General features: G+C 63.6%; 23 protein-coding genes. 12 read left to right on the forward strand and 11 right to left on the reverse strand.

Features of this window, described 5'->3' with window-relative positions:
* Window positions 1-5: 5 nt before the first annotated feature.
* The 7 genes from AC1AZA_RS00945 to AC1AZA_RS00975 form a co-directional block, all read right to left on the reverse strand.
* Window positions 6-1,085 (reverse strand): hypothetical protein, encoded by a 1,080-nt coding sequence (locus AC1AZA_RS00945; RefSeq protein ID WP_476512878.1) that lies wholly within the window; start codon window positions 1,083-1,085, stop codon window positions 6-8.
* Window positions 1,086-1,326: 241 nt separating this feature from the next.
* A complete protein-coding gene (gene glnA / locus AC1AZA_RS00950; RefSeq protein WP_476512879.1) occupies window positions 1,327-2,763 on the reverse strand; it encodes a type I glutamate--ammonia ligase in 1,437 nt (478 codons plus the stop codon).
* Window positions 2,764-3,035: 272 nt separating this feature from the next.
* Window positions 3,036-3,788 carry a DUF4191 domain-containing protein gene (locus AC1AZA_RS00955; protein WP_476512880.1) on the reverse strand — a complete coding sequence of 251 codons (753 nt, stop codon included), beginning with the start codon at window positions 3,786-3,788 and terminating at the stop codon, window positions 3,036-3,038.
* Window positions 3,789-4,069: 281 nt separating this feature from the next.
* Window positions 4,070-4,624, reverse strand: coding sequence for a hypothetical protein (locus AC1AZA_RS00960; RefSeq protein WP_476512881.1), 555 nt, complete (start codon window positions 4,622-4,624; stop codon window positions 4,070-4,072).
* A gap of 29 nt (window positions 4,625-4,653) precedes the next feature.
* Window positions 4,654-4,788: a matrixin family metalloprotease gene (locus AC1AZA_RS00965; protein WP_476512882.1), complete on the reverse strand. Its 135-nt coding sequence runs from the start codon at window positions 4,786-4,788 to the stop codon at window positions 4,654-4,656.
* Between the two features lie 401 nt (window positions 4,789-5,189).
* Window positions 5,190-6,623 (reverse strand): dihydrolipoyl dehydrogenase, encoded by a 1,434-nt coding sequence (gene lpdA, locus AC1AZA_RS00970; RefSeq protein WP_476512883.1) that lies wholly within the window; start codon window positions 6,621-6,623, stop codon window positions 5,190-5,192.
* An 89-nt stretch (window positions 6,624-6,712) separates the two neighbouring features.
* Window positions 6,713-7,339 (reverse strand): DUF3043 domain-containing protein, encoded by a 627-nt coding sequence (locus AC1AZA_RS00975; RefSeq protein WP_476512884.1) that lies wholly within the window; start codon window positions 7,337-7,339, stop codon window positions 6,713-6,715.
* A gap of 95 nt (window positions 7,340-7,434) precedes the next feature.
* On the opposite strand from AC1AZA_RS00975, the gene AC1AZA_RS00980 reads away from it, so the two are divergent.
* Both AC1AZA_RS00980 and AC1AZA_RS00985 read left to right on the forward strand, forming a co-directional pair.
* Complete coding sequence (locus AC1AZA_RS00980) at window positions 7,435-8,820, forward strand: M20/M25/M40 family metallo-hydrolase (RefSeq protein WP_476513150.1); 1,386 nt, start codon at window positions 7,435-7,437, stop codon at window positions 8,818-8,820.
* A gap of 115 nt (window positions 8,821-8,935) precedes the next feature.
* The gene (locus AC1AZA_RS00985) at window positions 8,936-9,610 is read left to right on the forward strand and encodes a hypothetical protein (protein WP_476512885.1); all 675 of its coding nucleotides are present in this window, start codon (window positions 8,936-8,938) and stop codon (window positions 9,608-9,610) included.
* Window positions 9,611-9,621: 11 nt separating this feature from the next.
* On the opposite strand, the gene AC1AZA_RS00990 is transcribed toward AC1AZA_RS00985, so the two are convergent.
* The 4 genes from AC1AZA_RS00990 to AC1AZA_RS01005 form a co-directional block, all read right to left on the reverse strand.
* Window positions 9,622-9,801 carry a hypothetical protein gene (locus AC1AZA_RS00990; RefSeq protein ID WP_476512886.1) on the reverse strand — a complete coding sequence of 60 codons (180 nt, stop codon included), beginning with the start codon at window positions 9,799-9,801 and terminating at the stop codon, window positions 9,622-9,624.
* A 102-nt stretch (window positions 9,802-9,903) separates the two neighbouring features.
* Window positions 9,904-11,070 carry a sensor histidine kinase gene (locus AC1AZA_RS00995; RefSeq protein WP_476512887.1) on the reverse strand — a complete coding sequence of 389 codons (1,167 nt, stop codon included), beginning with the start codon at window positions 11,068-11,070 and terminating at the stop codon, window positions 9,904-9,906.
* A 19-nt stretch (window positions 11,071-11,089) separates the two neighbouring features.
* Complete coding sequence (locus AC1AZA_RS01000) at window positions 11,090-11,725, reverse strand: response regulator (protein ID WP_476512888.1); 636 nt, start codon at window positions 11,723-11,725, stop codon at window positions 11,090-11,092.
* 25 nt (window positions 11,726-11,750) lie between these two features.
* Window positions 11,751-11,912 (reverse strand): hypothetical protein, encoded by a 162-nt coding sequence (locus AC1AZA_RS01005; protein WP_476512889.1) that lies wholly within the window; start codon window positions 11,910-11,912, stop codon window positions 11,751-11,753.
* A 256-nt stretch (window positions 11,913-12,168) separates the two neighbouring features.
* Here AC1AZA_RS01005 and AC1AZA_RS01010 point away from each other — a divergent pair, with 256 nt between their 5' ends.
* The 10 genes from AC1AZA_RS01010 to AC1AZA_RS01055 all read left to right on the forward strand — a co-directional run bounded on the left by AC1AZA_RS01010 (window position 12,169) and on the right by AC1AZA_RS01055 (window position 23,855).
* Window positions 12,169-12,840 carry a hypothetical protein gene (locus tag AC1AZA_RS01010; RefSeq protein ID WP_476512890.1) on the forward strand — a complete coding sequence of 224 codons (672 nt, stop codon included), beginning with the start codon at window positions 12,169-12,171 and terminating at the stop codon, window positions 12,838-12,840.
* A gap of 215 nt (window positions 12,841-13,055) precedes the next feature.
* A complete protein-coding gene (locus AC1AZA_RS01015; RefSeq protein ID WP_476512891.1) occupies window positions 13,056-13,460 on the forward strand; it encodes a hypothetical protein in 405 nt (134 codons plus the stop codon).
* Window positions 13,461-13,519: 59 nt separating this feature from the next.
* On the forward strand, window positions 13,520-14,188 hold the full coding sequence (locus tag AC1AZA_RS01020) for a hypothetical protein (protein ID WP_476512892.1): 669 nt from the start codon (window positions 13,520-13,522) through the stop codon (window positions 14,186-14,188).
* Between the two features lie 510 nt (window positions 14,189-14,698).
* Complete coding sequence (locus AC1AZA_RS01025) at window positions 14,699-15,403, forward strand: hypothetical protein (protein WP_476512893.1); 705 nt, start codon at window positions 14,699-14,701, stop codon at window positions 15,401-15,403.
* A gap of 118 nt (window positions 15,404-15,521) precedes the next feature.
* On the forward strand, window positions 15,522-16,652 hold the full coding sequence (locus AC1AZA_RS01030; RefSeq protein ID WP_476512894.1) for a peptidoglycan-binding domain-containing protein: 1,131 nt from the start codon (window positions 15,522-15,524) through the stop codon (window positions 16,650-16,652).
* On the forward strand, window positions 16,643-17,437 hold the full coding sequence (locus tag AC1AZA_RS01035) for an ABC transporter ATP-binding protein (RefSeq protein WP_476512895.1): 795 nt from the start codon (window positions 16,643-16,645) through the stop codon (window positions 17,435-17,437). The genes AC1AZA_RS01030 and AC1AZA_RS01035 overlap by 10 nt, the downstream gene beginning before the upstream one ends.
* A complete protein-coding gene (locus tag AC1AZA_RS01040; RefSeq protein ID WP_476512896.1) occupies window positions 17,415-18,608 on the forward strand; it encodes an ABC transporter permease family protein in 1,194 nt (397 codons plus the stop codon). The genes AC1AZA_RS01035 and AC1AZA_RS01040 overlap by 23 nt, the downstream gene beginning before the upstream one ends.
* Window positions 18,609-19,152: 544 nt before the next feature.
* A complete protein-coding gene (locus AC1AZA_RS01045) occupies window positions 19,153-19,764 on the forward strand; it encodes an ECF transporter S component (protein ID WP_476512897.1) in 612 nt (203 codons plus the stop codon).
* Window positions 19,765-19,885: 121 nt separating this feature from the next.
* Complete coding sequence (locus AC1AZA_RS01050) at window positions 19,886-22,477, forward strand: ATP-binding cassette domain-containing protein (protein ID WP_476512898.1); 2,592 nt, start codon at window positions 19,886-19,888, stop codon at window positions 22,475-22,477.
* Window positions 22,478-22,898: 421 nt separating this feature from the next.
* Window positions 22,899-23,855, forward strand: coding sequence for a hypothetical protein (locus tag AC1AZA_RS01055; RefSeq protein ID WP_476512899.1), 957 nt, complete (start codon window positions 22,899-22,901; stop codon window positions 23,853-23,855).
* Window positions 23,856-23,996: the final 141 nt, after the last annotated feature.

Consider the following 23,996-nt stretch of genomic DNA (forward strand, 5'->3'; position numbering starts at 1 on the left):
GTGTGTCAGGCTACACCGCATGCACTCTCGGGACATACGCCAGTACCTCGTCCGACTTCGCCGGTTCCGAATGCGCCTCCCCATGCTTTTCCGTCCCATCCGGATTCGTTGCCGGAGTTGGACGAGCCGCTGCTGCTGTTTCCCGTGTTCTTCTTTGTTGTGCTGTTCCCGGTGTTTTTCTTCGCGTTGCCGTTGGTGTTTTTCTTCGCCGAGGACGATGTGCCGGTCGAGGAGGATTTTTTCCGTGTTTTCGCCGCTTCCGCTGCTTCGGTTTTTGCCTTGGCTTCGGCGGCCTGTCGGTCCGCTTCCTCCTTCGCGGTCTTGCTTTGGCTGACCGCGTCCATGGCGCTGCGGATCTGTTCCGTTGACTTGTTCGCGTCGTCGACGGTGTCGGCGTTGGCGGTGTCGATCGTGTTTTTCAGGGTGTCGCGGGTCGTGTCGTCCTGCACTTTGCCGTCGGTCGTGTCGTAGAGCTGCTGCGCCTCGGTCTTGAGGGATTCCAGGGCGTTGCGTGCGTCGGTGAGCGTTTTCTCGTCGCGTGACGCGACGAGCTTGGCCGTCGCGTCGGCGAGTTCGCTTCGACGGGTGCCCGCTTCGACGGCCAGCGTTTTTGCGTTCGCCGCGGCCGCGTCCAATGTGGTCCTGTCCGCCGTTTCGTCGCAGGTCGGACTCGTGTCGCGGGTCTTCGCCCGGCCGACCGTGTGCGTCAGCGCGTCGACCGTCGCGGGATCCGCCACCTGGCCGGCGGTGATCTTCTGCGCTTCCGTGACGTCCTGCCCGTTCAGGGTTTCGTCCAGCAGACGGTACGCCTCGTCCAGGTCGGACAACTGTATCCTGCAGGCCGCCAACGCCGCCTGCCGTTCCGTTTCGACATGGTGCCGCCATACGGCCACGCCAGTACCGCCCGCGGCCAGCAGTGCGACCGCGGCGCCTCCCGCGATCGCCGGCGTCAGCCACTTCGGATGCCTCCCACGGGCGGGCGCTTCCTCATCGTCCGCCCGTGGGCCCGGTCCGGCCGGGGGCAGGACCCCGGCACCCTTCACGTCATCCGTATCCGCGGTGCCGCGGCTCTTCTCCTCGTTCATCCTGCGTCCTTTTGTAACGTCGGGCCACATATGCAACTGTGCGTGCAGATATTCTCCACCCTTCATTATGCACCCTTGGATCGGGGTTGCGTAACGTTCATCCGGCTTGGCTTCAATACCAGAACAGAAAGCCCCTCCGGAAGAACCGGAGGGGCTTTCTCAATTCTGATCGCTATGGCTACCTTTTGGCTACCCCTAGCTCAAGAACCGGCTGAATTCCAACGAATCCGAGCCGTAGAACTCAGATGTGGAAGTAGAGCTCGTACTCGAGCGGGGTCGGGGCCAGACGGGCCTGATCGATCTCGCCGCGCTTGAGGTCCAGCCAGGTCTCGATGAGGTCGTCGGTGAACACGTCGCCGGCGGTCAGGAAGTCGTGGTCCTCCTCGAGGGCGTCCATGGCTTCGGCGAGGGAGGCGGGCACCTGCTTGATGCCGGCGTGCTCTTCGGGCGGCAGCTCGTAGAGGTCCTTGTCCACCGGCTCCGGGGGCTCGATGTGGTTCAGGATGCCGTCAAGGCCGGCCATGAGCTGGGCGGAGAAGGCGAGGAACGGGTTGCAGGACGGATCCGGCGCGCGGAACTCGATGCGCTTGGCGGCGGGGGAGGTGCCGGCCAGCGGGATGCGGATGGCGGCGGAACGGTTGCGGGCGGAGTACACCAGGTTGACCGGGGCCTCGAAGCCGGGGACCAGGCGGTGGTAGGAGTTCAGCGACGGGTTGGTGAAGGCCAGCACGGAGGAGGAGTGCTTGATCAGGCCGCCGATGTACCAGCGGGCGATGTCGGACAGGCCGGCGTAGCCCTTCTCGTCGTAGAACAGCGGCTTGCCGTCCTTCCACAGGGACTGGTGGCAGTGCATGCCGGTGCCGTTGTCGCCTGCGATCGGCTTGGGCATGAAGGTCACGGCCTTGCCGGCGAGGGCGGCGGTCTCGTGGACGACGTACTTGTACTTCATCAGGTCGTCGCCGGCGTGCTGCAGCGTGTTGTAGCGGTAGTTGATCTCCTGCTGGCCGGCGCCCGCCACCTCGTGGTGGGAACGCTCGAGGATCAGGCCGACCTTCTGCAGGTTGGCGACCATGTCGTCGCGCAGGTCCTGGGAGTGGTCCAGCGGCGGAACCGGGAAGTAGCCCTTCTTGACGCGGTTCTTGAAGCCGATGTTCGGGGTGCCGTCCTCTTCGGTGTCGATGCCGGAGTTCCACGGGGCCTCAACGGAGTCGACCTCGTAGAAGGAGCGCTGCATGCTGTTCTCGAAGCGGACCTTGTCGAAGATGAAGAACTCGGCCTCGGGGGCGAAGGAGGCGGTGTCGGCGATGCCGGTGGACTTCAGGTAGGCCTCGGCCTTGCCGGCGACCTGACGCGGATCGCGGGAGTAGGGCTCGTCGGTCAGCGGGTCCACGATGGAGAAGGCCACGTCAAGGGTCTTGTGCTTGCGGAACGGATCGACGAAGGCCGTGGTCACGTCCGGGACCAGCTTCATGTCGGACTCGTTGATGGCCTGGAAGCCCTGGACGGACGAACCATCGAACGGCATGCCGTCGGTGAAGGCGTCCTTGAGGAACTCGCTGGCGGGCACGGTGAAGTGCTGCTGGACGCCGATCAGATCGGTGAAACGAACGGAGACATACTCGATGCCTTCCTGATTGATAAGGGCCTCGACGTCTTCCTTGGACTTGAGTTCGGTCACGGGACCGCTCCTTTCATGAGAACTTACGAGTGACAAGTGTAGATTTCGTGGTTTCGCGGACGTGCAGTTTGGGTTACGAGCATGTTACTTCACGGAGGACTGCGGGCGAACGGACCGTGCCTCGGGCGTTCCGGCGCAACGGTTTTGCAACGCTTCGGGCGGTTTGCCGGAGAATACGGCGGGCCCCCGCAGTCGCGAAGGATTGCGGGGGCCCGTGTCCGGTATTCGGATTGCCGGTGCGTCAGATCAGTGGCGTCAGAGCGGTCGCGTCGTCAGCGGCCGCGCATGGCTCGGCGGGAGACGCGCTGCGGACGCGTCGGGTCGATGCCCTTGGGGATGCCGAAGGCGTTCTGGCGCTGCAGGGTGCGCATGCGGTTGTTAAGTTCCTCGAGTTCGGTCTTGGTGAGCTTGACCTTCTGGCGCATGACCTTCTTCTGCAGGTCGCGCAGCTTGACCTGGTTGGGGCCGTCGCCCACGCTGAACTTGTAGATCGGGATGGCGGAGCCGCGGGTCACGTGCTTGATCTTGTTCTCCTCGCGGTCCATGGCGTGCATCACGCGGGCGTAGTCGCCCTCTCCCACCAGATAGACGCCGGTGCGTCCGGAGCCGCGCCAGACGGCGTCCTTGGTGCGCGGGTCGATCCAGATGGGCTCCTGCGGGAAGTAGAAGCCGCCCTTCTTGATGGTGCTCAGGATTGCGCCGGTCGCGCCCGGACGGCCTTCCATCTGACGGTAGCCGACCTTGTCCGCACGGCGGGTGAGCATCCACGTGGCGGCGAGCAGGCCGAACATCACGCCGGCGATCATCCACATGACCCATCCGAGCACGCTCATGCGGGCCACGAGGCAGATGATCGCGAACACCAGCACCGGGGCGACGAACGAGCCGAGCAGGATCCACGGCAGGTTCTTGTCGTCCTTGACGGTGAAGGCGTAGATCTGCTTGATCTTCGCGAAGGTGCTGTTCTTCCTGCGCTCGGCCCTCTTGGCGGCCTTTTCGGCCTTCTTGTCGGTCTTTTCTGCCATTCCTCATCCTTTACGATTTGCTAACGATGCCGTGGACGGACACACACTGAGTACGGCATTGTAGCAACTCCCGTCTACCTTGCCGGCGGTGCCCCGTTTCGGAACGTGGTTGCGGTGCCGGGTTCCTTCATCCCGTTCGCATCGTGCGGTTCGGAAGGGGGGCTTCATTGTTCTTCGCACAGTGAATGAAGTCGCACGATTTCTACACGCCGAAGCCGGAAAGTCATAAAACTGGTTGCAGCCGGTTGTGGTACCGGCCGCAACCAGAGGATATGGGAATGCTAGCGCTTCAGGTCCGAGAGCCGGATCTCCCCGGGCAGCGAGTCTCCCGAATCGCCGTCCACGCGTTGGAAGGCTGCGTCGGACGCTTGAGCGCTTGCCGTACTCGCATCTCCCGACGCACGGTAGACGCCGGCCGTTGACCCGGTGATGTAGTACTGCTCTGCCTTGTCTCCCGGCAACCCGGATTTGACGAGGAACAGCATCACCGTGTCGTCCTTTGCCAGCAGGCTGCCGGAGGCGGTGTCCTTCGTCCCGGTCTGGCGCACCGTGACTTCGGTCTTGTCCCCGACGCTGCCGGAGACGACGGAAAGCACCTGCACCTTGGCGAGGGTGAAGGATGTGGAAGCGTCAACGTCCTTGACCGTGTCGCCGTCGCTCTGCACCTTGCCGATGATGACGGCATCGCTGTCGCCCTGCATCTCGCTGACCGAGGAATAAAGCTTGACCCGGGACATGCCATTGCCCGAGGAGTTGGTTCCGCAGGCGGAGAGTCCGGAAACGAGTATCAGCGCCGCAAGAACCGCGGCAACGACTTTACTGCGATTGAGCTTCATGGTGATCAGCCTCCTAATACAGACTCTTATTAGCCGTTGATGTCATCGGCAGTCAGGTACCTCACGCCATTCCTGTAGGCTCCCGTCGCCGATTTATACATGACGGTGTTGCTGTCGGAATGACAAAGACCCCAAACATGTGACAGTTCGTGGAGCCACAGCACTCTGATCTGCGCTATAGGGGATGACGGGCCGATATTGTATTTTCATGCGCTTTTCCTTATTGTAAAATCGGCTAATTTGATGCTCGCGACGCTCCCCTTCATTGTCAGAGCGGCAGTATGCGAAAGAGATGTCAGCCGTTCCTTGCCAAAACGCTGACGTATATCTAATTATATAGGGGGGGGTGAAGGGGTTGTCAATCGGTCCCGGGCCCCACAGCCTTCACCCTTGCCAAGGTGCAGGTGCTTTCCGTCGTTTCCGGCAGTGTCGGCGGCAAGACCGAGGTCACGGTGCGCCAGACCGGGACGAAGGACACCGCCTCCGGCAGCCTGCTGGCGAAGGACGATACGGTGATGCTGTTCCTCGTCAAATCCGGACTGCCGGAGAACAAGGCGGAACGGTACTACCGCGTGTGCAGGGGCCGGCCGTCCGCCTTGAGCAGCGCCTCGCCGAGCGCTTCGGACACCGTGGGGTGCGGGTGGATGAGGCGTGCGGCGCGGTGCACGGGCACGCGGTTGCCCACGAGCTGCTCCGCTTCGGCGATGATCTCCGAGACGTTCGGTCCCACCATGTGAACGCCGAGGACCAGCGGCGTATCCGGGTCCGCGGCCGCACAGCCGGTCACCAGCGAGAGCGACCCGTTCGCGCCGGACATGAGCACGCGCGAGTTGGAGAGCATCGGGTACTGGGTCTCCTCCACGCTCACGAAGTCGCCGCGCGCCTCCGCCTGCTCCAGGGTGAGGCCCACGCTGGCGGCCTCGGGATGGCTGAACACCACCTGCGGGATGGTCATGTCGTCCACGGGGGTGGGGGCGGGGGAGATACCGGCGATGGATTCGGCCACGACGATGCCCTGCTCGAAGGCGCGGTGGGCGAGCTGCGGTCCGGGCGTGATGTCGCCCACCGCCCACACGTGCGGTATGGACGTACGTCCGTACGCATCGGTGACGACCGTGCCGTGCTCGTCGAGCCGGATGCCCCGGTCGCGCAGCCACGGGGCGTCGGTGTTCGGCTCGCGGCCGATCGCCACGAGCACCAGCTCCGCCTCGCGCGTGAGCTCGGTCGGGTCGTCCCCCTTCACGTAGTGCACGCGGGCGCCCAGGTTCACGCCCGTATCGATGCCTTTGACCGCCGTACGGTCCAGCACGGCGACGCCCTGACGCTTGAACTCGCGGGTGAGCATGACGGACGTGCGGCGGTTCCACTGCGAGAGTACGCGGTCCTTGCGGATCATGAGCGTCACGTCGCAGCCGGCCGAATGCCAGATGCTCGCGAACTCCAGGGCCACCGCGCCCGAACCGATCACGATGGCGGAGGCGGGGAACTCGTCGAGCGTGAGGGCGGCGTCCGAATCGATGACCGCCGCGCCGAACGGGATGTTCGGCAGTGCGCGGGCCCGGGCGCCGGTGGCCAGAACGATGTCGTCCGCCTCGAGCTCAAGCGTGCCGTCGCCCGGCTGCGTTACGCGCACCGTGTGCTCCCCGGTCAGCTCCGCCTCGCCGCGGATCACCTCGACCTTGCGGTGCGCCAGCAGGCCGGTGAGGCCCTTGACCATCGCGTCCACGGTGGCCCGCCGGTAGTCCGCCAGACGGCCGTAGTCGATGCCGGCCATCTCCAGATCCACGCCCAGCTCGCGCGAACGCTTCGCCAGATCGAGCGTGTGGCACACGGTGAGCAGCGCCTTGGTGGGGATGCAGCCGCGGTTGAGGCACGTGCCTCCCACGGTCCGGTCGCGTTCCACCATCGCCACGCTGCGGCCCAGCTCGGCGAGGCGCAGCGCCGTGGAATAGCCTCCCGGGCCCGCCCCGATGATGATGACGTCATACTGCCTGGCCATGCGGTCCTCCTTCGTTCGATTGCCAAGAATCCAAGAATAAGGGCCGCCCCAGCTGGGACGGCCCGGTTACGCGCAAAGCCCGCGTCGGCTCACTTCGGCCACACGCCGCGCTTCGGCTCGCGCGGCTTGGGCACGCGCCAGCGACGCATCTGCATGGCGCGGCTGCACGCGTACGAGCAGGAGCGCATGCCCTTGGACACCGAACGCTCGCCGTACTTGGCCACCAGCAGCGGCTTGAGCTTGCGCCACATGAACCACAGGTCGAACGCGGCCACGCCCACGTAGCCGTAGAGCAGCACGAACACCACCATGGAGGCGGCCATCGCGAAGTCAGTGTACTGGAAGGCGGAGGTGAGCACCAGGGCCACGACCATGAGCACGCCGGCCACGGGGATGAACCATTCGGCAACGTTGAATCGGGCGTCGATGTAGTCGCGGATGTAGATGCGCCACGGCAGCTGCTCGGTCTTCGGCATGTTCTTGATGTCGCCGGTCTGCATGGCTTGGTATTCGGCGTCCTGCTTGGCGCGCAGCTTGGCCTTCGCTGCCTTGTTCGCGGCCTTGCGGTCCGCGGGCACGATGGGCCTGAGGTTCTCCGCCTCGGCCTGCCTGCGCTTGGGGGTGGGGCGCCCCTTGCCGCCGGGCTTGCCCTGGGACTCCACGGGCTTCTGAGCCTCTTCCTCTGTGGTTTTACGCTTGAACGGGTTCCATGTCATACGAGCAGGTTACGGTGACGCCTAGACGCTCAGGGCCCGTCAGGCCCGGCATTTCAACCGTACGACGCAGCGAAGGAGTACCCACTATGACCGCAATGGCCAGCGAGAAGGCCGTCAGGCGAATCGACGCGGACGCGATCCGCGAACGGGTGGACGCGGATTGGACGCGCATTCTGGACGTGCTTGCGCGCAAGATCGCCCTCAGAGCGGTCTCCGCGGAGGGCATCACCGGCGAGCACATGAAGAGGTCCGCCGAATTCGTGGCCGAGGAGCTGCGGCACGTGGGCGTGGATGCGAAGGTGGTGCAGTCCGTCAATCCGGACGGCACCCCCGGCGCGTGGGAGGTCGTGGGCTCGAGGATCGTGGACCCGGCCGCCCCCACCGTGCTGCTGTACGCGCACCACGACGTGCAGCCCGTGCCGGATCCGGCCGACTGGAACACCGACCCGTGGACGGCCACGGAGATCGACGGCCGCCTCTACGGCCGCGGCAGCGCGGACGACGGCGGCGGTCTGGCCATCCACTCCGGCGCCTTGAAGGCCCTCGGCGACGACCTGAAGGTGAACGTCAAGGTGTTCATCGAAGGCGAGGAGGAGATGGGCTCGCCGAGCTTCATCCCGTTCATCGAGGCGCACCGCGACGAATTCGACTCCGACGTGATCGTCGTGGCCGACTCCGGCAACTGGTCCGACGAGATCCCGTCCCTGACCACCTCGCTGCGCGGCAACACCGGCGTGGACGTGACCGTGCGCGTGCTCGGCCACCCCGTCCACTCCGGCCAGTACGGCGGCCCGATCCTGGACGCCAACACGCTCGCCGCCATGCTCATCGCCTCCATGTACAACGAATCCGGGGACCTCGCCGTTCCCGGCATCAAGGCCGAAGAGCCTGTCGGCGGACTCCAGCGCGACGTGGACGAGGCGCAGATGCGCGCCGACGCCTCCGTGGTGCCCGGCTACCGACTGGCCGGCACCGGTTCGCTCGCCTCCCGCCTGTGGACCAAGCCGTCCGTCACCGTGATCGGTTTCGACGCGCAGCCCGTGGAGGGCTCGTTCAACGTGATCGACCACGAGGCCACGTTCCGCCTCTCCCTGCGCACCGCCCCCACGCAGCGCCCCGAGGAGGCACAGAAGGCCCTCGCCGATTTCCTCGTCGCCCACGCCCCGTTCGGCGCGGAGGTCACCGTCACCCCCACGGACAACGGCATGGGCTGGGCCATGGACCCGGACGCTGAGGCCACCAAGGATGCGCTCGCGGCCATGGAGGAGGCGTTCGGCGTGCCCCCGATCAATCAGGGGCAGGGCGGGTCCATTCCGTTCATCCCCGAGCTGCGCCGCCTGTTCCCCAAGGCGCAGGTGCTGGTGACCGGCCCGGAGGACCCGAAGTCCAACGCGCACAGCCCCAACGAGTCCGTGGGCCTGTACGGCCTGAAGCGCAACGTGGTCGCCGAGGCGCTGCTCCTCGCCAAGCTGGGGGAGTAGGGATTCCATTCCGCGGTGTCTTGGCGGAGTGTGGGGACTCCGCTGAGGCGCCGCCGATGCGATATAATTGCATCACTGGTGACGCACACAAATTTCATAAATATCAGGGGGCGCCATGCGTAAGTTGCGTAGGCTTGTAGTGCTTCTTTGCGCACTGGCGTTGCCGGGTTGTGGAATGTCAACGACCGGTGAGCAATTCCTGCAAGGCGGTTCGCAAAATTCAGATCAATATGAGAACCTGGCTTCCACGGTATTGTCCGACGGGCAGCTGACCGATGCCGAGTTGGAGCAGGTGTATGCAGCATTGATTCAGTGCTATGCGGAACAAGGGCTGGCTGGGGAATATGCCTATGATGTGAAAGCAAATGCCTGGGTGCTTGCGGGTTATGGTTTAAGCAGATCGCATCCTGAATATGCGCAAATGAAAGATGAGTCTTCGCAAGAAGAGCAACAGGCCTATAAGCGTGCAACGCAAGCAATGGAGAAGGCGTCAAGTACATGTGATGGTCATTTCCAGAAAGTTCAGGATTTGCGTTTGGCCACTGTTGACTTCAACGCGTTGGCATCTAGGGAGTATGACAACATGTGCCGTTGCCTCGCAAATGCCAAGACGGATATTGCGGATGCCATCGATTCGGCATGGGGGCATGATGAAGACGGCCTTTCGTCCCTGTACGGTCTCATTGACGATGCTTTGGCGGCCGGTGACCTTCCCGATTCGCAGCTCGATGCAATAGGAAAATGCGCCCAATGGTCGGGCAACGTTCCACATGCTTTCGGGAATGAGTAACGGGGCCGTGGCTAGATACGAATGTCCGCGTACCAATAGCGGCGGCCGTCGGACAGCTCGGTCTCCAGCGATCCGCCGTGTTTGCGCAGATTTCGTTCCAGCGCAAGCAGCCCGTGTCCGCCGGTCATGTCGTCATCGGGCTTGGTGACGTTGGAGGTAACGATCAGTGCGCCATCCTGATTGATGGTCACCGAAACCGTGTATTCCTCGTCTTTGACGGCATGACGGGCTATGTTGCCGTACATCTCTGCCGCGGCGTCGAGGATGAGCGCCTGCGCGTGGTGGTAACGATTTCACAGCGTAAACGTGACAATGCAATAGTGCATACGTTCTTCCGTTTCGATGGCGATGGAGCCGCCACGGGCCCTGATGCGATCCTGCAGGCTGTCGAGTCCGCGCCCTGCGACCATATCGTCATTGGCTCTGGCGGCATTGCTGCTGGTTACGCTGACGAACTGTGAGTGAGCGATGACGGCAAGTGAGTAGTTCTCGGACGGGTCACCGTGGCGTGCGATGTTATTGGCCAGTTCTGTGATGGTATCCAGTATGAGCTGACGGCATGAAGGATTGGAGAAGCGGACGTCCTTGCCGATGTTCACGATTGGCTGACCGTGGAATCCGGCCGATGCGAGACTGGTCGCCTTGTCTGCGACGAGCGAGCGAACGCGATTCGCGAAGGCGTCGTTGTCTGCCGCTTCGGAGGTTGACTCGACCGACGTGTTCGCGATGTGATCCAGCATGTCAATGACCTCGCGTGTGTCGGCCAATGCCTTTCGCGCAGATCGTTCCACCTCCAGCCACGCTTTGCGGTCGGCATGGTCGTTGTCGGTGCTGCCGGGGTCAGTGCGAAGCCGATGCTGCGCGATGCGAATGATCATGACCAGTTCTCCGGTAACGTGGTCATGGATCTGATTGCCCAAGGCGACGGCATGCCGGGAGTAGTGCAGGGTCTGTTCGGCACTGATGCGTATGCGGGCCATTTGCTCACTGACCCGTACCATGCTCCCGGCCAGTGCGGCGAGCAGATAGGTGACGGTGATAGCCGCATATGGCGGATATGAAAAATCGCCGCCGAGAAACAACCATTGCTGTACGGCCTGCGAGACTGCGGAGACAGCGAACGTGATCGCTGCTATGACGTTATCGGTCTCGTAGCTGAGCAACCCGATGGCGAGGAACATGCCGGCGAATGTGGAAACGTGGACACCGGGGAATGCGGCTGCGCAGAAATCCGTGGCGATGAGCGCAATGCCGGCGACTTTAGGGAAACGTATAGTTGCAATGACACCGATGGTTTGCAGAGCGTACCAGAACATGGCGGTCAGTGTTGCGATTCCGGTATCAAAGATGCTCCATATGATGAAGCAGACGGCAATGCCGGAGAGCGCAATGCGCACGATCTGAGGACGGTCTACGGGATTGGCCGATGGATTGTATTTCGGCGGATTGGCTTCATGCATGTGGTTTAGGCTTCCGGACTTAATGACTGTGCTTGTTCGACCAATAAAGTGCCGCTTGACGTGTGGTGCTGAATCCAAGTTTGTGCAGGACATGCTGCATGTGCTTGCGCACGGTATCTTGAGTGATGCCCAGACGGAAGGCCACATCGGAGTCAAGCATGCCTTCGGAGATCAGACCGATCACCTCCTGCTCCCGTTTGGTGAGTTTCTGATGTTGCTCTTCTTCTCTTTGAATTCTGCGATGAGCGTTATCCGCCGTCTCAAAGCCTGCAAATGCTTCGCCCCGAAGCAACAGCCGCGCCGCCCGGATAATGGCGTGATCGTCGCTTTTGTCCACCAGTGCCTGTCCGCCAGCGGCAATAAGGGCGTCACGGTAGCGCCCAAGCGAGAAACTGGTGACGCCCAGTACCGGCACTGTGGCATTGATGGCACTACCCCTCAGTTGCCTGCATAGATCCGGCCCCTGAAGGTCTTCCAGCGACATATCCAACACCCATAGGTCCACTTTGCTGCAATAGGCAAGTGCTTCCTGTCCTTGTGTTGCAGCAAAGGTGATAGTTGCGAGTTCAAGCAACCGCTCGATGGAAACGCTCAAAGATTGCAATGCACGGGGGTCGTTGTCAACGATGGCGATTCGCGTCGCCTGACCGTTCATGATGTCCTGTGATCGTTGCCGTAGGCTATTTCTTGCTGCCGCAGATGAACCACAGCCACGACGGGCAGTCGATGGAATACAATGAGGCTTCGTTGGCGCGGATCCCGAAGTCGCGTGAATCCTTGGCTGCGGGCATGATGGGGCCGATTGCCAGCGTCAATGCGGTAATCAGGGCAACGAATTTCATGAGACCCTCCTTGTCTCGGTGATCTTCCTCCATGATAGATTGCCGCCATATTCACAACACGCGAAGATTTTTGACAAATGTCCTCTTCGTCTCATGCGTTCGCCTTAACTGGCATTCACAACATGCGAAGAGAACAACCGCTCCATGATACACTGGCCATGAAAGCTTTCAGCCTTGTTCTTCTCCAGATGGCAGTGTTGCCGATCTGACCTGTTGGCGTTTAGTTTTTCGGTGTTGGGAGGTGCCTATGTTGAACATGAGCAGACGCATCGGCGTTGTGGCATTGGCGGCGGTCATGCTGACTGCCGGGTGCGGAGGGCCGACAGGCGAGACGTTCGTCGACAACGGCGTGCAGACGGGCAATCAATACGAGCGGCTTGCCTCCAAGGTCATGGAGGACGGGAACGTGACCAATGCGGAGCTGGAACAGGTGTACGAGGCGATTGTGCAATGCTACACCGAGCAGCACCTGGCTGGTGAATACGCCTATGACGTCAACGCGGACCCGTGGATCGGCATCTCCTATCAGCTCGGCAAGGACCATCCCGACTTCGCGCTGGTCGACGATGCGAATTCGCCGGAAGGCAAACGCACCATAGACCGCGTGGGGAAAGCGATGGACAAGGCGTCCGGCACCTGCAACGGATACTTCCGTGCCGTGGAAGACCACCGCATCAGCACGGTTGACTTTGATGCCTTCTACGCGCCCCGATACCGGAACCTTCTGCTCTGCGTCAGCAACATCGATGCGGACATGGCGGCACATATCGAATCCACATGGCCGGCAACCGAGGAGGGGCTGCGCTCCGCGCATGATTATCTCGAAAGCAGCTCCCAAGCCCAGGGTCTTGCGCAGCAGACACGGGAGTCGATACGGCAATGCCTGCAATGGGATGGACAGCCCGTGCACCGGTTCGGCGTTCAATAGGTTGTGCGGGTGATCTGGATTGCGGTCTCGTTTCAGCGAGAAGCTGGTGACGTCCGGCATGCGACATGGAATATAGGCAAGCGCATTGAAGATGCTCACAACACGCGAAGAATGGAAGCACAGCTGGTTTGATAGGCTGAAATTGCCGGAGAAATCCGAGCATCTCTTCCATCATCGATCATCGTTGATCGTGGACTTACCGATTGGTTCGCTCAATGCAAAAGAAAGTCAGTCTAATGGTAAAGAAAAAGAGAATTGCGAGTTATATTACCGTTGTCGTTGCTATAGCTGCACTCACATTTGCTCCTTTTGCTTCTGCAAATGACTTACTCAGTAGAGTAGTTGTTTTTGGGAATGAGTGTCAGGCTCTTCTTCAAGCGCAATATGCTAATGGAGTGGTGACAGCTTCAACAAGAAATTTGTCCAATAAGTGTTCTCAAGTGGGTGTGTATGTTCATTACACAACTTCTAAAGGAGAAAAACGTACCTCAAAACAATTTTTAGGTTACCTATCTGCAAGTTTGCGGATCACGAATGCTTCTGAGCTTAGAATGTCAATGCATTCCGGTTGGAATGAACCACAGTTCAGTTGGGAAAGTGTTGAGTCGCTTTACTACTGAGAGTGATATTTTTGTCGGTGCCATTGTTTTGGCACCGACAAAGTTGCGAGGAGCATATATTGAAACTTTTGCTTGCAATGTTTGTTATTGTTGCCGTTTCTCTTACTTCAGGTTGCGTGAATCGATCTTTAAAAGAGCAATATGTCGTCGGTGTAGATGCTCGGGAAACAGGAGCATATCAGACATTGGTTGACGATATTCTGGCTGACGGAAAGCTGACGCGATCGGAGACGGAGCAGGCCATAGAAAGTCAGATGGATTGCTATGAGGAGCATGGCCTTGCGGGGGAGTACGGCTACGATCTGGACATCTATCCGTGGACGATCAACGGCGACTTTGGCTTGTCCCGAAGCAATCCCCACTACAGGTTGTACTCGCCGCAGGATCCCGACGCGTCGGAACTGGATCCTTATCTCGGGAAGGCGATGGCGACCTGCGATGCGGTGTTCCAGCCCGTCGAATCGTTGGCGGTCGCGGGCGTGGATTGGCAGGCCCTAGCCACCAAACGCTTTAATGCTGTAGTGCAATGCCTGTCCAACAACACCCCTGAATTCGCCCGGCGCATCGATCCCGCATGGAAGGACGACAGTCCGGAGGATGCCGTCGACAGGATTTGGGACGTATACCTTCCGCTCAGGGACAGCATGAGCGAACGGGAACAGTCGACCATCGAAACCTGTCTGCAGTATGCGTCCGCGACGCGTAGGACCTTCGGCGGCGAGCAATGAGCGAACGGCATCTTCCATGGCTTCATCAAGTCGTCAACGGTAAGGAGCTGTCATGAGAAAAGAGACTTGTTCCCGGGCGGCGGCGATGGATGGTGAACGTGCAGCTTTGGCTGATTTATGGCACCTATGCGCTGGGCAAGTTTCACCCGGACTGCCGGTTTTCCTCGACCACATTTGGAGATCTGGGATGGCGGCATTTGCGTGAACGCCCGCCGCCTGTTCGCGCCGGGGCTCCGAACCAGTGGACAATCAACGCCGGCGAAGCCGGTTCATCCACAAGATCAAGGATTTCGGGGGCATTGCGGTCTCGTTTCAGCGAGAGCTGTTGGCGCCCGGCATGCGGCGTGGGATATAGGCAAGCGCATTGAAGGCGTTCACAACACGCGAAGAATGGAAACATGGCTGGTTTGATAGGCTGAAATTGCTGGATAAATCCGGGCGTCTCTTTCATCATCGATCGTCGCCGATCGTGGACTTCGGTTAGTGGTCAATTCATGGGGTTTGGGGGCAATGATGCTTCGTCGTGGGAATCGCTCGTTGGGGATTGTTTGTTGTGTCGTTGTCATGCTGCTGGGCGGGTGCGGCGCGGGAGCGGGTGGTGATCAGTTCATTGATGCGGGGGATGGCGGGGGTACCGATCGGTATCAGCGTCTGGCGGATGCGGTCCTGGCGGACGGAAAGTTGACGAGGCCGGAGACGGAGCAGGCGATCGAGGCGCAGATAGCTTGCTATGTGGACCATGGTCTGGCCGGTGAGTACGGGTATGATCTGGACATCTATCCCTGGATCATTGGAGGGGCCTATGGTTTGGCGATGGACAATCCGAATAATCAGGCGACCGGCGAGAGGCCGTTGGCGGATACCGCGTTGGGCAAGGCCTTGGCGGCTTGTGATTCGGTCTTCGATCCGGTGGAGCAGATGGCGTTTTCCACCGTGGATTGGGATGTGTCCCGGCAGCGGCAGTACGAGGGCAGGGTGCGGTGCATGGCCAACACCGTTCCCGAGTTCGCGAAAAGCATCGAGCCGGTGCTATCGGGACTGGACATAGCCGAGGCGTCGGTGAAGATCTACGATCTCGTTGATGAGGACACCACCATGAGTCGGGAGGATAATGGGGCTGCGACCCGGTGCCTGACGTACTCGTCCGCGCAGAGGAAGTTTTTCGGCGGCGGGCTGGAGGAGCATCAGGAGGAACTCCGGAAGGGAGAGCAATGATGTGCCGCTCGAGTCATCTTCCGGACTACACGGGTTGCGGGCTGCGCCAACGCGCGCTGATAGACTTGGAATAAGGCCGATCTCACCGAGGAGATCGTTGCGGAGAGGGGTGACGGACATGCGCAAGGCACTGGCATGGATCATCGTGGCGCTGCTGGTTGCGGTGCCGCTGGCGGGAGTGGGCGTGTTCTCGTGGGTGCAGGCGCAGGACCCGGAAACGCTGTCGCCCAAGCCGGTGGCCATCCTGCAGCAGCCGACCACCGTGAACGACGACGGGGCCATGGACGGCACCATCACCGCCACGCTCACCCCGGGCATCCGGGTCACCGCGCCGGCATGGCAGGGCGGCGTGGTCACGCGCGTGGACGTGAAGCCCGGGGATACGGTCTCCACCGGCGGCATGCTGCTCGCGATCGACGGAATCGGGCGCATGGCGATCGCCTCTCCCGCACCGTTCTACCGCATGCTCACCGTGGGGGACTCCGGCGACGACGTGCTCAACCTCGAACAGGCACTCAAGACGATCGGCGACTTCGCGGGCACACCCAACAGGGACTACAACGAGACCACCGCCGCGGCCGTCAGGAAACTCGAGAAACGGCTCGGCATCGGCGCGCCCACCGGCGTCTTCGACCCGCTGTGGGCCGTATGGCTGCCGGCCGAGGGACTCACGGCACAGACCGTGCACGTGGCCGTCAACGCGGCCGCGCCCACCCAGGGATCCGCCGTGTTCGCCACCGCGCCGTCCATCGCATCGGTCAAGCTCTCCGGCCCCGCCGGTCCCGTGGACTTCGCATCCGGCGCCTACGTACTCGCCCAGAACGGGGCGGACGTGGCCGTGATCCACGGCGACGGGGACGTGAACGCGGACCTGCTCGGCAAGCTCACCGCGCAGGACAGCGGATCCACGGGCGGGACCTCCGGCGGCGGTTCCATGGGCGGCGGCTCCGGCTCCGGCTCGGCGGAATCGTCCGCGGCACCGCGCACCTACACCGTGAGCCTGCGGCGCGAGCAGGCGACCACGCTCCTGTCCGTGCCGTCGTCCGCCGTCATGACCGGCGAGGACGGCGCGACCGTGTGCGTGTACGGCAAATACGGGCGCGAGGACGCCGACTACCAGGCCAAGACGGTCACCGTGGCCGGCGGCTCGCTCGGCGTGACGCACATCCAGCCCGCGGACGACCTCAAGACCTTCTACGTGCTGGCCGACCCGCTGGCCGTCATGCAGGAGACGCCGACATGCCGGTAACGCTCAGCAACGTGCACTTCCGCTACGACGCCAAAGACCCGGAAGTCCTCTCCGGCGTGAACCTCACCGTTCCCGACGGGCAGATGATCGCGCTCGTAGGGCCCTCCGGCTCCGGCAAGACCACGCTCCTGCAGCTCATCGGCGGCATCCTCAAACCCACCGAAGGCACCGTGGACAACACCACCTCGCAGGGCGACATGCGCTGGGTGTTCCAGACCCCCACCCTGCTCGCCCGGCAAAGCGTGCGCCACAACATCGACATCGCCGTCGTCTCCAGCCCGTGGGGCGAAGCCGAACGCCGGGCGCGCGTAGACGAAATGATCCGCGACGTGCGCCTCGAACCCTTCGCCGACGCACCCGTCAACCGCCTGTCCGGAGGCCAGCAGCAGCGCGTGCAGATCGCCCGCGCCCTCGCCTCCAAACCCCCGCTCGTCCTGGCCGACGAACCCACCGGCCAGCTCGACCACACCACCACCGGCGTGGTGCTCGACGCCATCCGCGCCGCACGCGACCGCGGCACCACCGTGATCGTCGTCACCCACGACCAGTACGTGGCCGACCGGTGCGAACGCATCGTCACCCTCGAGGACGGCGGCATCCGCACCGACCGCATGACCGGGGAAACCGCGGGCGCGGCTGCGGATGCGGGCGGCGCGGCAGATTCGACGGGCTCGGCGGACGTGCCGGATGCGGCGGATGCATGCGGGCGGCCGGCCCCGGAAACCGCACCGTACGCCGAGGCGACACAAGGAGGCGAGCCCCATGACCCGCAACCCGAACCGTAGCCGGACGACCAAACGGCCCCGCAGCCGCAGCGACACCGGACCCGGCTGGCCGCTCGCCGCAGTATGGCGGCAAGTACTCCGCACGCTCGCATGCCAACCCGGCACCGCACTGCTGCTCATCCTGCTCGTCACCCTCACCTGCGGCGGACTCACGCTCGCGGAAGCCAACATGCGCCAGAACGCCTTCGACTACCAGACCCGCCTCACCGTCTCCGGCCAATACATGCTCAAGGCCTCCGCCCGCACCGAAACCGGCGAAGGACTCATCTCCGCCGCGGCATGCGTCAACCTCAACCGCGTCACCGGCGTCAAGGCCGCAGCCGGATTCGCCGGCGGCGCACGCGGATTCACCTCCACGCAACTGACCAAGGCGCCCGGCGAATACCTCACCACGCAAACCGTCGTCGGCAACGTCGCACCCATCATCGACCCATCCTCACCCGCCCGCTACGAGGACGGATTCCTCATCGACGCCACACTCGCCAAACGCCTCGGCATCGCCGAAGGCGCGCGGCTCGAACTGGCCATGGGAGACCGCAACGCCGGCGAATCCACATGGCAGCGCCAAACCGCCGTCGCCCACGTGCTCGACGCCTCCGCACGCAAATTCAACGAAAGCCAGACCCTCTACGCAATGGGCCCCGCCACCGGCACCGTGGCCGAATGCCTGGTCGAATTCGAACCCGGCGCCTACAACGACACCGCCCGGCAGACCCTCGCCGCAGCGCTCGACGACGGCCACACCGTCATCTCCATCACCCCGTTCCTCACCGCTGACTCCAACGCCACCCCGCCGCTCGACCAATACCGCGCACGCATCTCCCGCTGGTTCTGGCTCGTCTCCGGACTCGCATGCTGCCTCATGCTCGCCATGCCGCTCGTGTTCCGACGCCACGAATTCGCGCTCTACCGCAGCGTCGGCGCCGGACGCAACCCCACCGCGCTCATCTACGCGCTCTCCAACGCGTTCATGCTGGCCGTGGGGCATGCGGCCGGGTTCCTGTGGATGCTCCTGCTGTTCGCTTGGACGCACCGGAGCCTTCCGCCCATGGCCGGCGCGCTCGCCATGACCTCCGGTGCGTCGTTCCTGGTGGCGCTGGGAGCGGTGACGCTGTGCTGCATGCTGCTTGCCCGCGGCAACATGGCCACGTTCATCCAGAAGCGGCTGTGACACGGGTGGAATATGGAGAATTTGTGATGGAATGCGGTTTCGCGCGGGAAACTACGTTGAATGGCATACGGCTATGCGAAGTGTGAAAGTGGCCTCGCAGTGACCTCGCAGATAAATCCGATTCGTGTGGTGGATCCTCGGCCGCCAGCCGGGTATCCACACTGAAATTTCGCTGTTTTCCAGTGGCCCTATCCGGCGTTCGGCACGGATACCACCACACGAATCGGATTTATCGGTATAGGCAGGGCGCCGGAATGCGCCGGGAGCGCAATCCGGCGGCTGTAAGTCCTCTCCGGGCCCGATCGCGGCATGCGCAACCCGGATGTTATCCGGAAAACCCTTCGGCAGATCCTTGACGATCCGCCGGATCATGCTATGGTGTCCCATGACACGGGAGCTGCATGCGTCAACGCCGTCACGAACGGCGGAACGCCGCGGCTGAGAGGAGGCAGATCGCCTCGACCGATTGAACGTCGCCGGGCAATGCCGGTGACGGACGTCTCTCCGCCCGTGCCTTTGGGAAGTTACAGAGAAAGGCACATCCATGTCTACCGAAACCACCGCGAAGCCGAACCTCACATGGCGCGTGGTCGACATCGCCGTCGCGTCCGTGATCGGCGTGGCGAGCGCACTGATCTACTGGCTCGTCGCCACCCTCACCTACGGACCGTGGGCCGCCCTGGACGTTCTGGTCCCCGGCCTGCCCGGCCTGTTCAACGGCCTGTGGCTGTTCGCCGGCCCGCTCGCGGCCGTCATCGTGCGCAAGCCCGGCGCGGCCATCTACGCCGAAGTCGTCGCCGGCGTGCTCGAGGCGTTGCTGGGCAACATGTGGGGCGGTGCGGCCACCTTCCTCATCGCGCTCGTGCAGGGCATCATGGCCGAAATCGCGTTCCTCGTCTTCGCCTACCGCAAGTGGACCCTGCCCATCACCATCCTCTCCGGCGCCCTGTCCGGCCTGGGCTGCTGGGGATACTCCTTCTTCACCAACCTGCAGGCCATCGACCTGGGCGGCTCCTACGGCGTGATGTACCTCGTGACCACCGTAATCTCCGGTATCGTGTTCGCCGGCGTGCTCATGTGGTTCCTGTACGTCGCCATCGCCAAGACCGGCGCGCTCGACAAGTTCGCGTCCGGACGCGAAGTGCGCGGCGCCTGACGCCCGCATTCCGAACCGGCCCTCTTCCTTCCGAAGGGGGCCGCATTGCGTTTTTTATCACGTATTCTTTGCATCGTTGCGTTCCGCATGCCGCGCGAACGCCGGGGAAGGACGAACCGCCATGCAAGGCACCGAGGAGAAGCAGGCCGTACGCCAACTGGCGGCACGAGAGCCGGGCGGGCGCAGCCAAGGCAGCCGCAGCGAGCGCAGCCAAGGCAGCCGCAGTTTGGGCGAGCGCGGCCGGGACGGGGCGAACGGTGTCGACAACGCGACGCTGACGTTCGACGGCTGGGGCTACCGCCATGCCTCGCGCCGGCACTTCGCCGTGCGCGACCTCAACCTCACCGTCGAGGCGGGCCAGCGCGTCCTGCTGCTCGGAGCCTCCGGCATCGGCAAGTCCACCATCCTCGAAGGCGCGGCCGGTCTGCTCGGCGCGGACGACGCGGCCTCCGCCGGTTCGGACGGACGCGGCACCGGCACGGAGGACGCGGACGGCGGCGTGACCGAGGGACGCATCCTCGTGGACGGCATGCCCGTGCGTCAGGCCCGCGGGCGGGTCGGACTCGTATTGCAGGATCCGGACGCGCAGGCGGTCTTCCAGCGCTTGGGCGACAACGTAGCGTTCGGTCCGGAGAATCTGGGCGTGCCGCGCGAGGAGATCTGGCGGCGCGTGCGCGAGTCCCTGGACGCGGTGGGCATGCACGGCGTGGAACTGCACCGGTCCACCATGCACGTCTCCGGCGGGCAGCAGCAGCGCATCGCACTGGCCGGCGCGCTCGCCATGCGTCCCGGCGTGCTTTTGCTCGACGAGCCCACCGCCAACCTCGACCCGGACGGCGTCACGCAGATCGTGGATGCCGTTCGCCGTGTGCTCGATGCCCACCGTTCCACCATGGTGCTCGTGGAGCATCGCGCCGGGCCGTGGATCGACCTGATCGACCGCGTGGTGGTGCTCGGCCTCGAAAGCAGCGAGCAGGCCGCCGCCCGCGTGGAGGGCACCGGCGAGGAAGGCGACGTGGACCGTTCCGGATTCCGCCGCACCGTGGTCGTGGCGGACGGCACCCCGGACGAGATCTTCCGCGACCCGGACATCGATTTCGCCGCGCTCGGCATCTGGGTGCCGGACCGCTACCGCCGTCCCGAGGACGAGATCCGTCGCATCCACACGCCCGGCGAGCCGGACACCGACCCGGCCGTCGGCACCGGGGAGACGCTTCTGAGCTGCCGTGACCTCGCCATCGGACGCCACGGCAGGGCGATCGCGCAGCACATCAACCTCGATTTCGCCGCCGGGCAGATCACCGCGCTCGTGGGCGCGAACGGCGCGGGCAAGTCCACGCTGTCGCTCACGCTCGCCGGCCTGCTCGAACCGGTCGGCGGCGCCGTGGTCGCCTCGCCGCAGCTTGCCGAGGGGGCGGACGGCGACTCCCCGTTCGCATGGCAGTCCGCCCAGCTGGCCTCGCGCATCTCCTACGTGTTCCAGAACCCCGAGCACCAGTTCGCCAAGGGCAGCGTGCTCGAGGAGGTCATGGTCGCGCCCCTGCGCTGCGGCATGAGCCCGAAGGATGCGGAATCCCGCGCCCGCGCGCTGCTCAGGCGCTTCTCGCTGAGCCAGTACGCGAACGCCAACCCGTACACGCTCTCCGGCGGGGAGAAGCGCCGTCTGACCGTCGCCTCCGCGCTGGCCGCCGCGCCGCGCGTGCTCCTGCTCGACGAGCCCACGTTCGGTCAGGACCGCCGCACGTGGATGCAGATCGTCACGCTCATCAACACACTCAGGGCGGACGGCGTGAGCATCATCGTCGTCACGCACGACCGCGAACTCGTCACCGCGCTCGGCGCCCGGCTCGTTGAACTCGTGCCCGAACGCGCCGAAGGGGAGTGGAAATCCGACGTGGTGCGCGTGAGCGAGGTCAACGCACGCACCGAACCGGTCAAACAGTCGAGCCGCTCTCCGCTGCTCGCCTCGATCAACCCCGTTTACCGACTCATCAGCGCATTCCTGCTGTCCATCCCGCTGCTGTTCACCCTCGACTGGGTGTCCGCCAGCGTGGCGCTCGGCATAGAATTCGCGGTGCTGCTCGCCATCGGATTCACCCCGTGGCGGGTCGTCAGATCCACGTGGCCCATCTGGCTGGGCGCGCCCACGAGCGCGCTGGCCGTGCTCCTGTACGGCAAGGCCGGCGGCGATCTCTGGTGGCACTGGGGGCTCATCCACGTGACCGACCGGTCCGCCGAACTCGCCGTCGCCACCGCCATCCGCATCCTGGCCATCGGCATCCCCGCCATCATCACCGTGCTTGGCATAGACGCAACCGATCTGGCCGACGCGTTCAGTCAGATCCTCCACCTGCCGGACCGCTTCGTCTACGGAGGACTCGCCGGCCTGCGACTCTTCTCCGTCCTGCAGGACGACTGGTCCGCGCTCACCGCCTCCCGCCGCTCGCGCGGACTCGGCGACGAGAACAAATTCAAGGCGTTCGGCCCCCAGGCCTTCGCGCTGCTCGTACTGTCCGTACGCCGATCCACCACGCTCGCCACCGCCATGGAGGCCCGCGGATTCGGCGGCACCGGACCGCGCAGCCACGCGCGCGTAAGCGTGGTGCACCCGCGCGACAGGGTGTTCCTCGCGGTTTGCCTGATCATTCCCGCCGTCGCGCTCGCGGCCGCGTGGCAGGCCGGCACGTTCTCCTTCATGGGCGGCGCCGCCTGACCCGCGCCCCGGGAGCCCGCGCTCCCGCGCCCGGATACTCGGATGCGCAAACTGGAAAGTTTGACCGCGAAATGGGCCTTTCGAGGGGCTGTTTCGCGGTCAAAGTTTCCAGTTTGCGGTAAAAGGCGTGCAGATTGGAAAGAATGGACGTGCGTGCGGGCGGTGCGGGTGCATGCGGCGGCCGGCGGACGTGGCACCGGCGGACGGACCGGGGTACGGGCGAACGGCGGGCTGGCAGCGGTCGGATGTGATGCAGGCGGCGGGCGGCGGTCGGCCGGGTTGCTGCGGTCGGCGGACCGGCACGGCCGACTGTGGATAAGTCGGCCGCGACACGCGCGAACCCACACGTTCGGGGGGTACGTTCGACCACACAGTCCCGACCGGCTTCCGTCGGACATTGACGGCCGCATACCGTGGCAACATGAACGACAACGAACGACTGCAACTGGCGCTCGCCGTCACCGAACGAGAGGGCATCTGCCTGAGGGCCCGCAATTCACGGCGGCGACGCATCCTGCGCGCGCGGGCGGCCAAAGGCGAACTCCTCGCAGTGCGCGACGACATGTTCGTCCGCCCGGAATACTGGAACGGACTGACCTATCGCGAACGCATCATGCATCAGCTGCGCACCGCAGCACGCATGCACCCGAACGCCGCATTCGCACAGATCAGCGCCGCCGCAATATGGGGACTGAACGAAACCTACCGCATGCACGACCGCATCCACCTCGCCACCGACTTGCAGTCGCACTGCCGGGACCGCCGCTACTACGCATTCCACTTCATGCCCAAGGTGGAAGCAGAACAACATGAAGGGCTGAACGTCACCGGCCTGCTGCAAACGGTATTCGACTGCGCCCGCACGCTGGACTTTCCGCAAGCGCTCGCGATCTGCGACGCGGCGATGCGGATTCATGGGGTCGTCCGGCACGCGCTGGAGGTGTTTGTCGAGGGGCGCCGGGGATACAAGGGCGTAGCGGCGGCGCGGAACGTTGTTGCGCACGGGGATGCGCGCAGCGAAAACGGCGGGGAGTCGATCGTGCGGGGGTTGCTGATCGAATGGGGGTATGTCACGCCGCTGCTGCAGCAATGGATTCAGGATCCCGTGACCGGTCGGTGGTACCGGGTGGACTTCCTTTGGGTGTTGCCGACGGGGGAGATGATCGTACTGGAACTTGACGGGCGAGAGAAGTACGTGAATCCGGACATGCTTGCCGGCGGCGACGGCATCGACGCAGTGCTGGCGGAAAAGGAGCGCGAAAGCAACATCCGGTTGCGGGGCGGCATCCGATTCGTGCGTGCGACGTATCGCGAGTTTGAACTCGAGCCGGAGAAGGTGCGATTCAAGCTCGATCTCGCCGGCGTGCCGAAACTCTGACCTGCGCCCGCCCGCACTCCGGGCGCCCGGATGCGCAAACTGGAAAGTTTGACCGCGAAACGGGCCTTTCGAGGGGCTGTTTCGCGGTCAAAGTTTCCAGTTTGCGGTAAAAGGCGTGCAGATTGGAAAGAATGGACGTGC

The organism is Bifidobacterium sp. LH_389 (assembly GCF_056357235.1).

Excerpts from the sequence above, each read along its gene's own strand:
- AC1AZA_RS00945 (WP_476512878.1), bottom strand. The coding sequence starts at position 1,085 with ATGAACGAGGAGAAGAGCCGCGGCACCGCGGATACGGATGACGTGAAG.
- AC1AZA_RS00955 (WP_476512880.1), bottom strand. The coding sequence starts at position 3,788 with ATGGCAGAAAAGACCGACAAGAAGGCCGAAAAGGCCGCCAAGAGGGCC.
- AC1AZA_RS00960 (WP_476512881.1), bottom strand. The coding sequence starts at position 4,624 with ATGAAGCTCAATCGCAGTAAAGTCGTTGCCGCGGTTCTTGCGGCGCTG.
- lpdA (WP_476512883.1), bottom strand. The coding sequence starts at position 6,623 with ATGGCCAGGCAGTATGACGTCATCATCATCGGGGCGGGCCCGGGAGGC.
- AC1AZA_RS00975 (WP_476512884.1), bottom strand. The coding sequence starts at position 7,339 with ATGACATGGAACCCGTTCAAGCGTAAAACCACAGAGGAAGAGGCTCAG.
- AC1AZA_RS00980 (WP_476513150.1), top strand. The coding sequence starts at position 7,435 with ATGGCCAGCGAGAAGGCCGTCAGGCGAATCGACGCGGACGCGATCCGC.
- AC1AZA_RS00985 (WP_476512885.1), top strand. The coding sequence starts at position 8,936 with ATGCGTAAGTTGCGTAGGCTTGTAGTGCTTCTTTGCGCACTGGCGTTG.
- AC1AZA_RS00995 (WP_476512887.1), bottom strand. The coding sequence starts at position 11,070 with ATGCATGAAGCCAATCCGCCGAAATACAATCCATCGGCCAATCCCGTA.
- AC1AZA_RS01000 (WP_476512888.1), bottom strand. The coding sequence starts at position 11,725 with ATGAACGGTCAGGCGACGCGAATCGCCATCGTTGACAACGACCCCCGT.
- AC1AZA_RS01005 (WP_476512889.1), bottom strand. The coding sequence starts at position 11,912 with ATGAAATTCGTTGCCCTGATTACCGCATTGACGCTGGCAATCGGCCCC.
- AC1AZA_RS01010 (WP_476512890.1), top strand. The coding sequence starts at position 12,169 with ATGAGCAGACGCATCGGCGTTGTGGCATTGGCGGCGGTCATGCTGACT.
- AC1AZA_RS01015 (WP_476512891.1), top strand. The coding sequence starts at position 13,056 with ATGCAAAAGAAAGTCAGTCTAATGGTAAAGAAAAAGAGAATTGCGAGT.
- AC1AZA_RS01025 (WP_476512893.1), top strand. The coding sequence starts at position 14,699 with ATGATGCTTCGTCGTGGGAATCGCTCGTTGGGGATTGTTTGTTGTGTC.
- AC1AZA_RS01030 (WP_476512894.1), top strand. The coding sequence starts at position 15,522 with ATGCGCAAGGCACTGGCATGGATCATCGTGGCGCTGCTGGTTGCGGTG.
- AC1AZA_RS01035 (WP_476512895.1), top strand. The coding sequence starts at position 16,643 with ATGCCGGTAACGCTCAGCAACGTGCACTTCCGCTACGACGCCAAAGAC.
- AC1AZA_RS01040 (WP_476512896.1), top strand. The coding sequence starts at position 17,415 with ATGACCCGCAACCCGAACCGTAGCCGGACGACCAAACGGCCCCGCAGC.
- AC1AZA_RS01045 (WP_476512897.1), top strand. The coding sequence starts at position 19,153 with ATGTCTACCGAAACCACCGCGAAGCCGAACCTCACATGGCGCGTGGTC.
- AC1AZA_RS01050 (WP_476512898.1), top strand. The coding sequence starts at position 19,886 with ATGCAAGGCACCGAGGAGAAGCAGGCCGTACGCCAACTGGCGGCACGA.
- AC1AZA_RS01055 (WP_476512899.1), top strand. The coding sequence starts at position 22,899 with ATGAACGACAACGAACGACTGCAACTGGCGCTCGCCGTCACCGAACGA.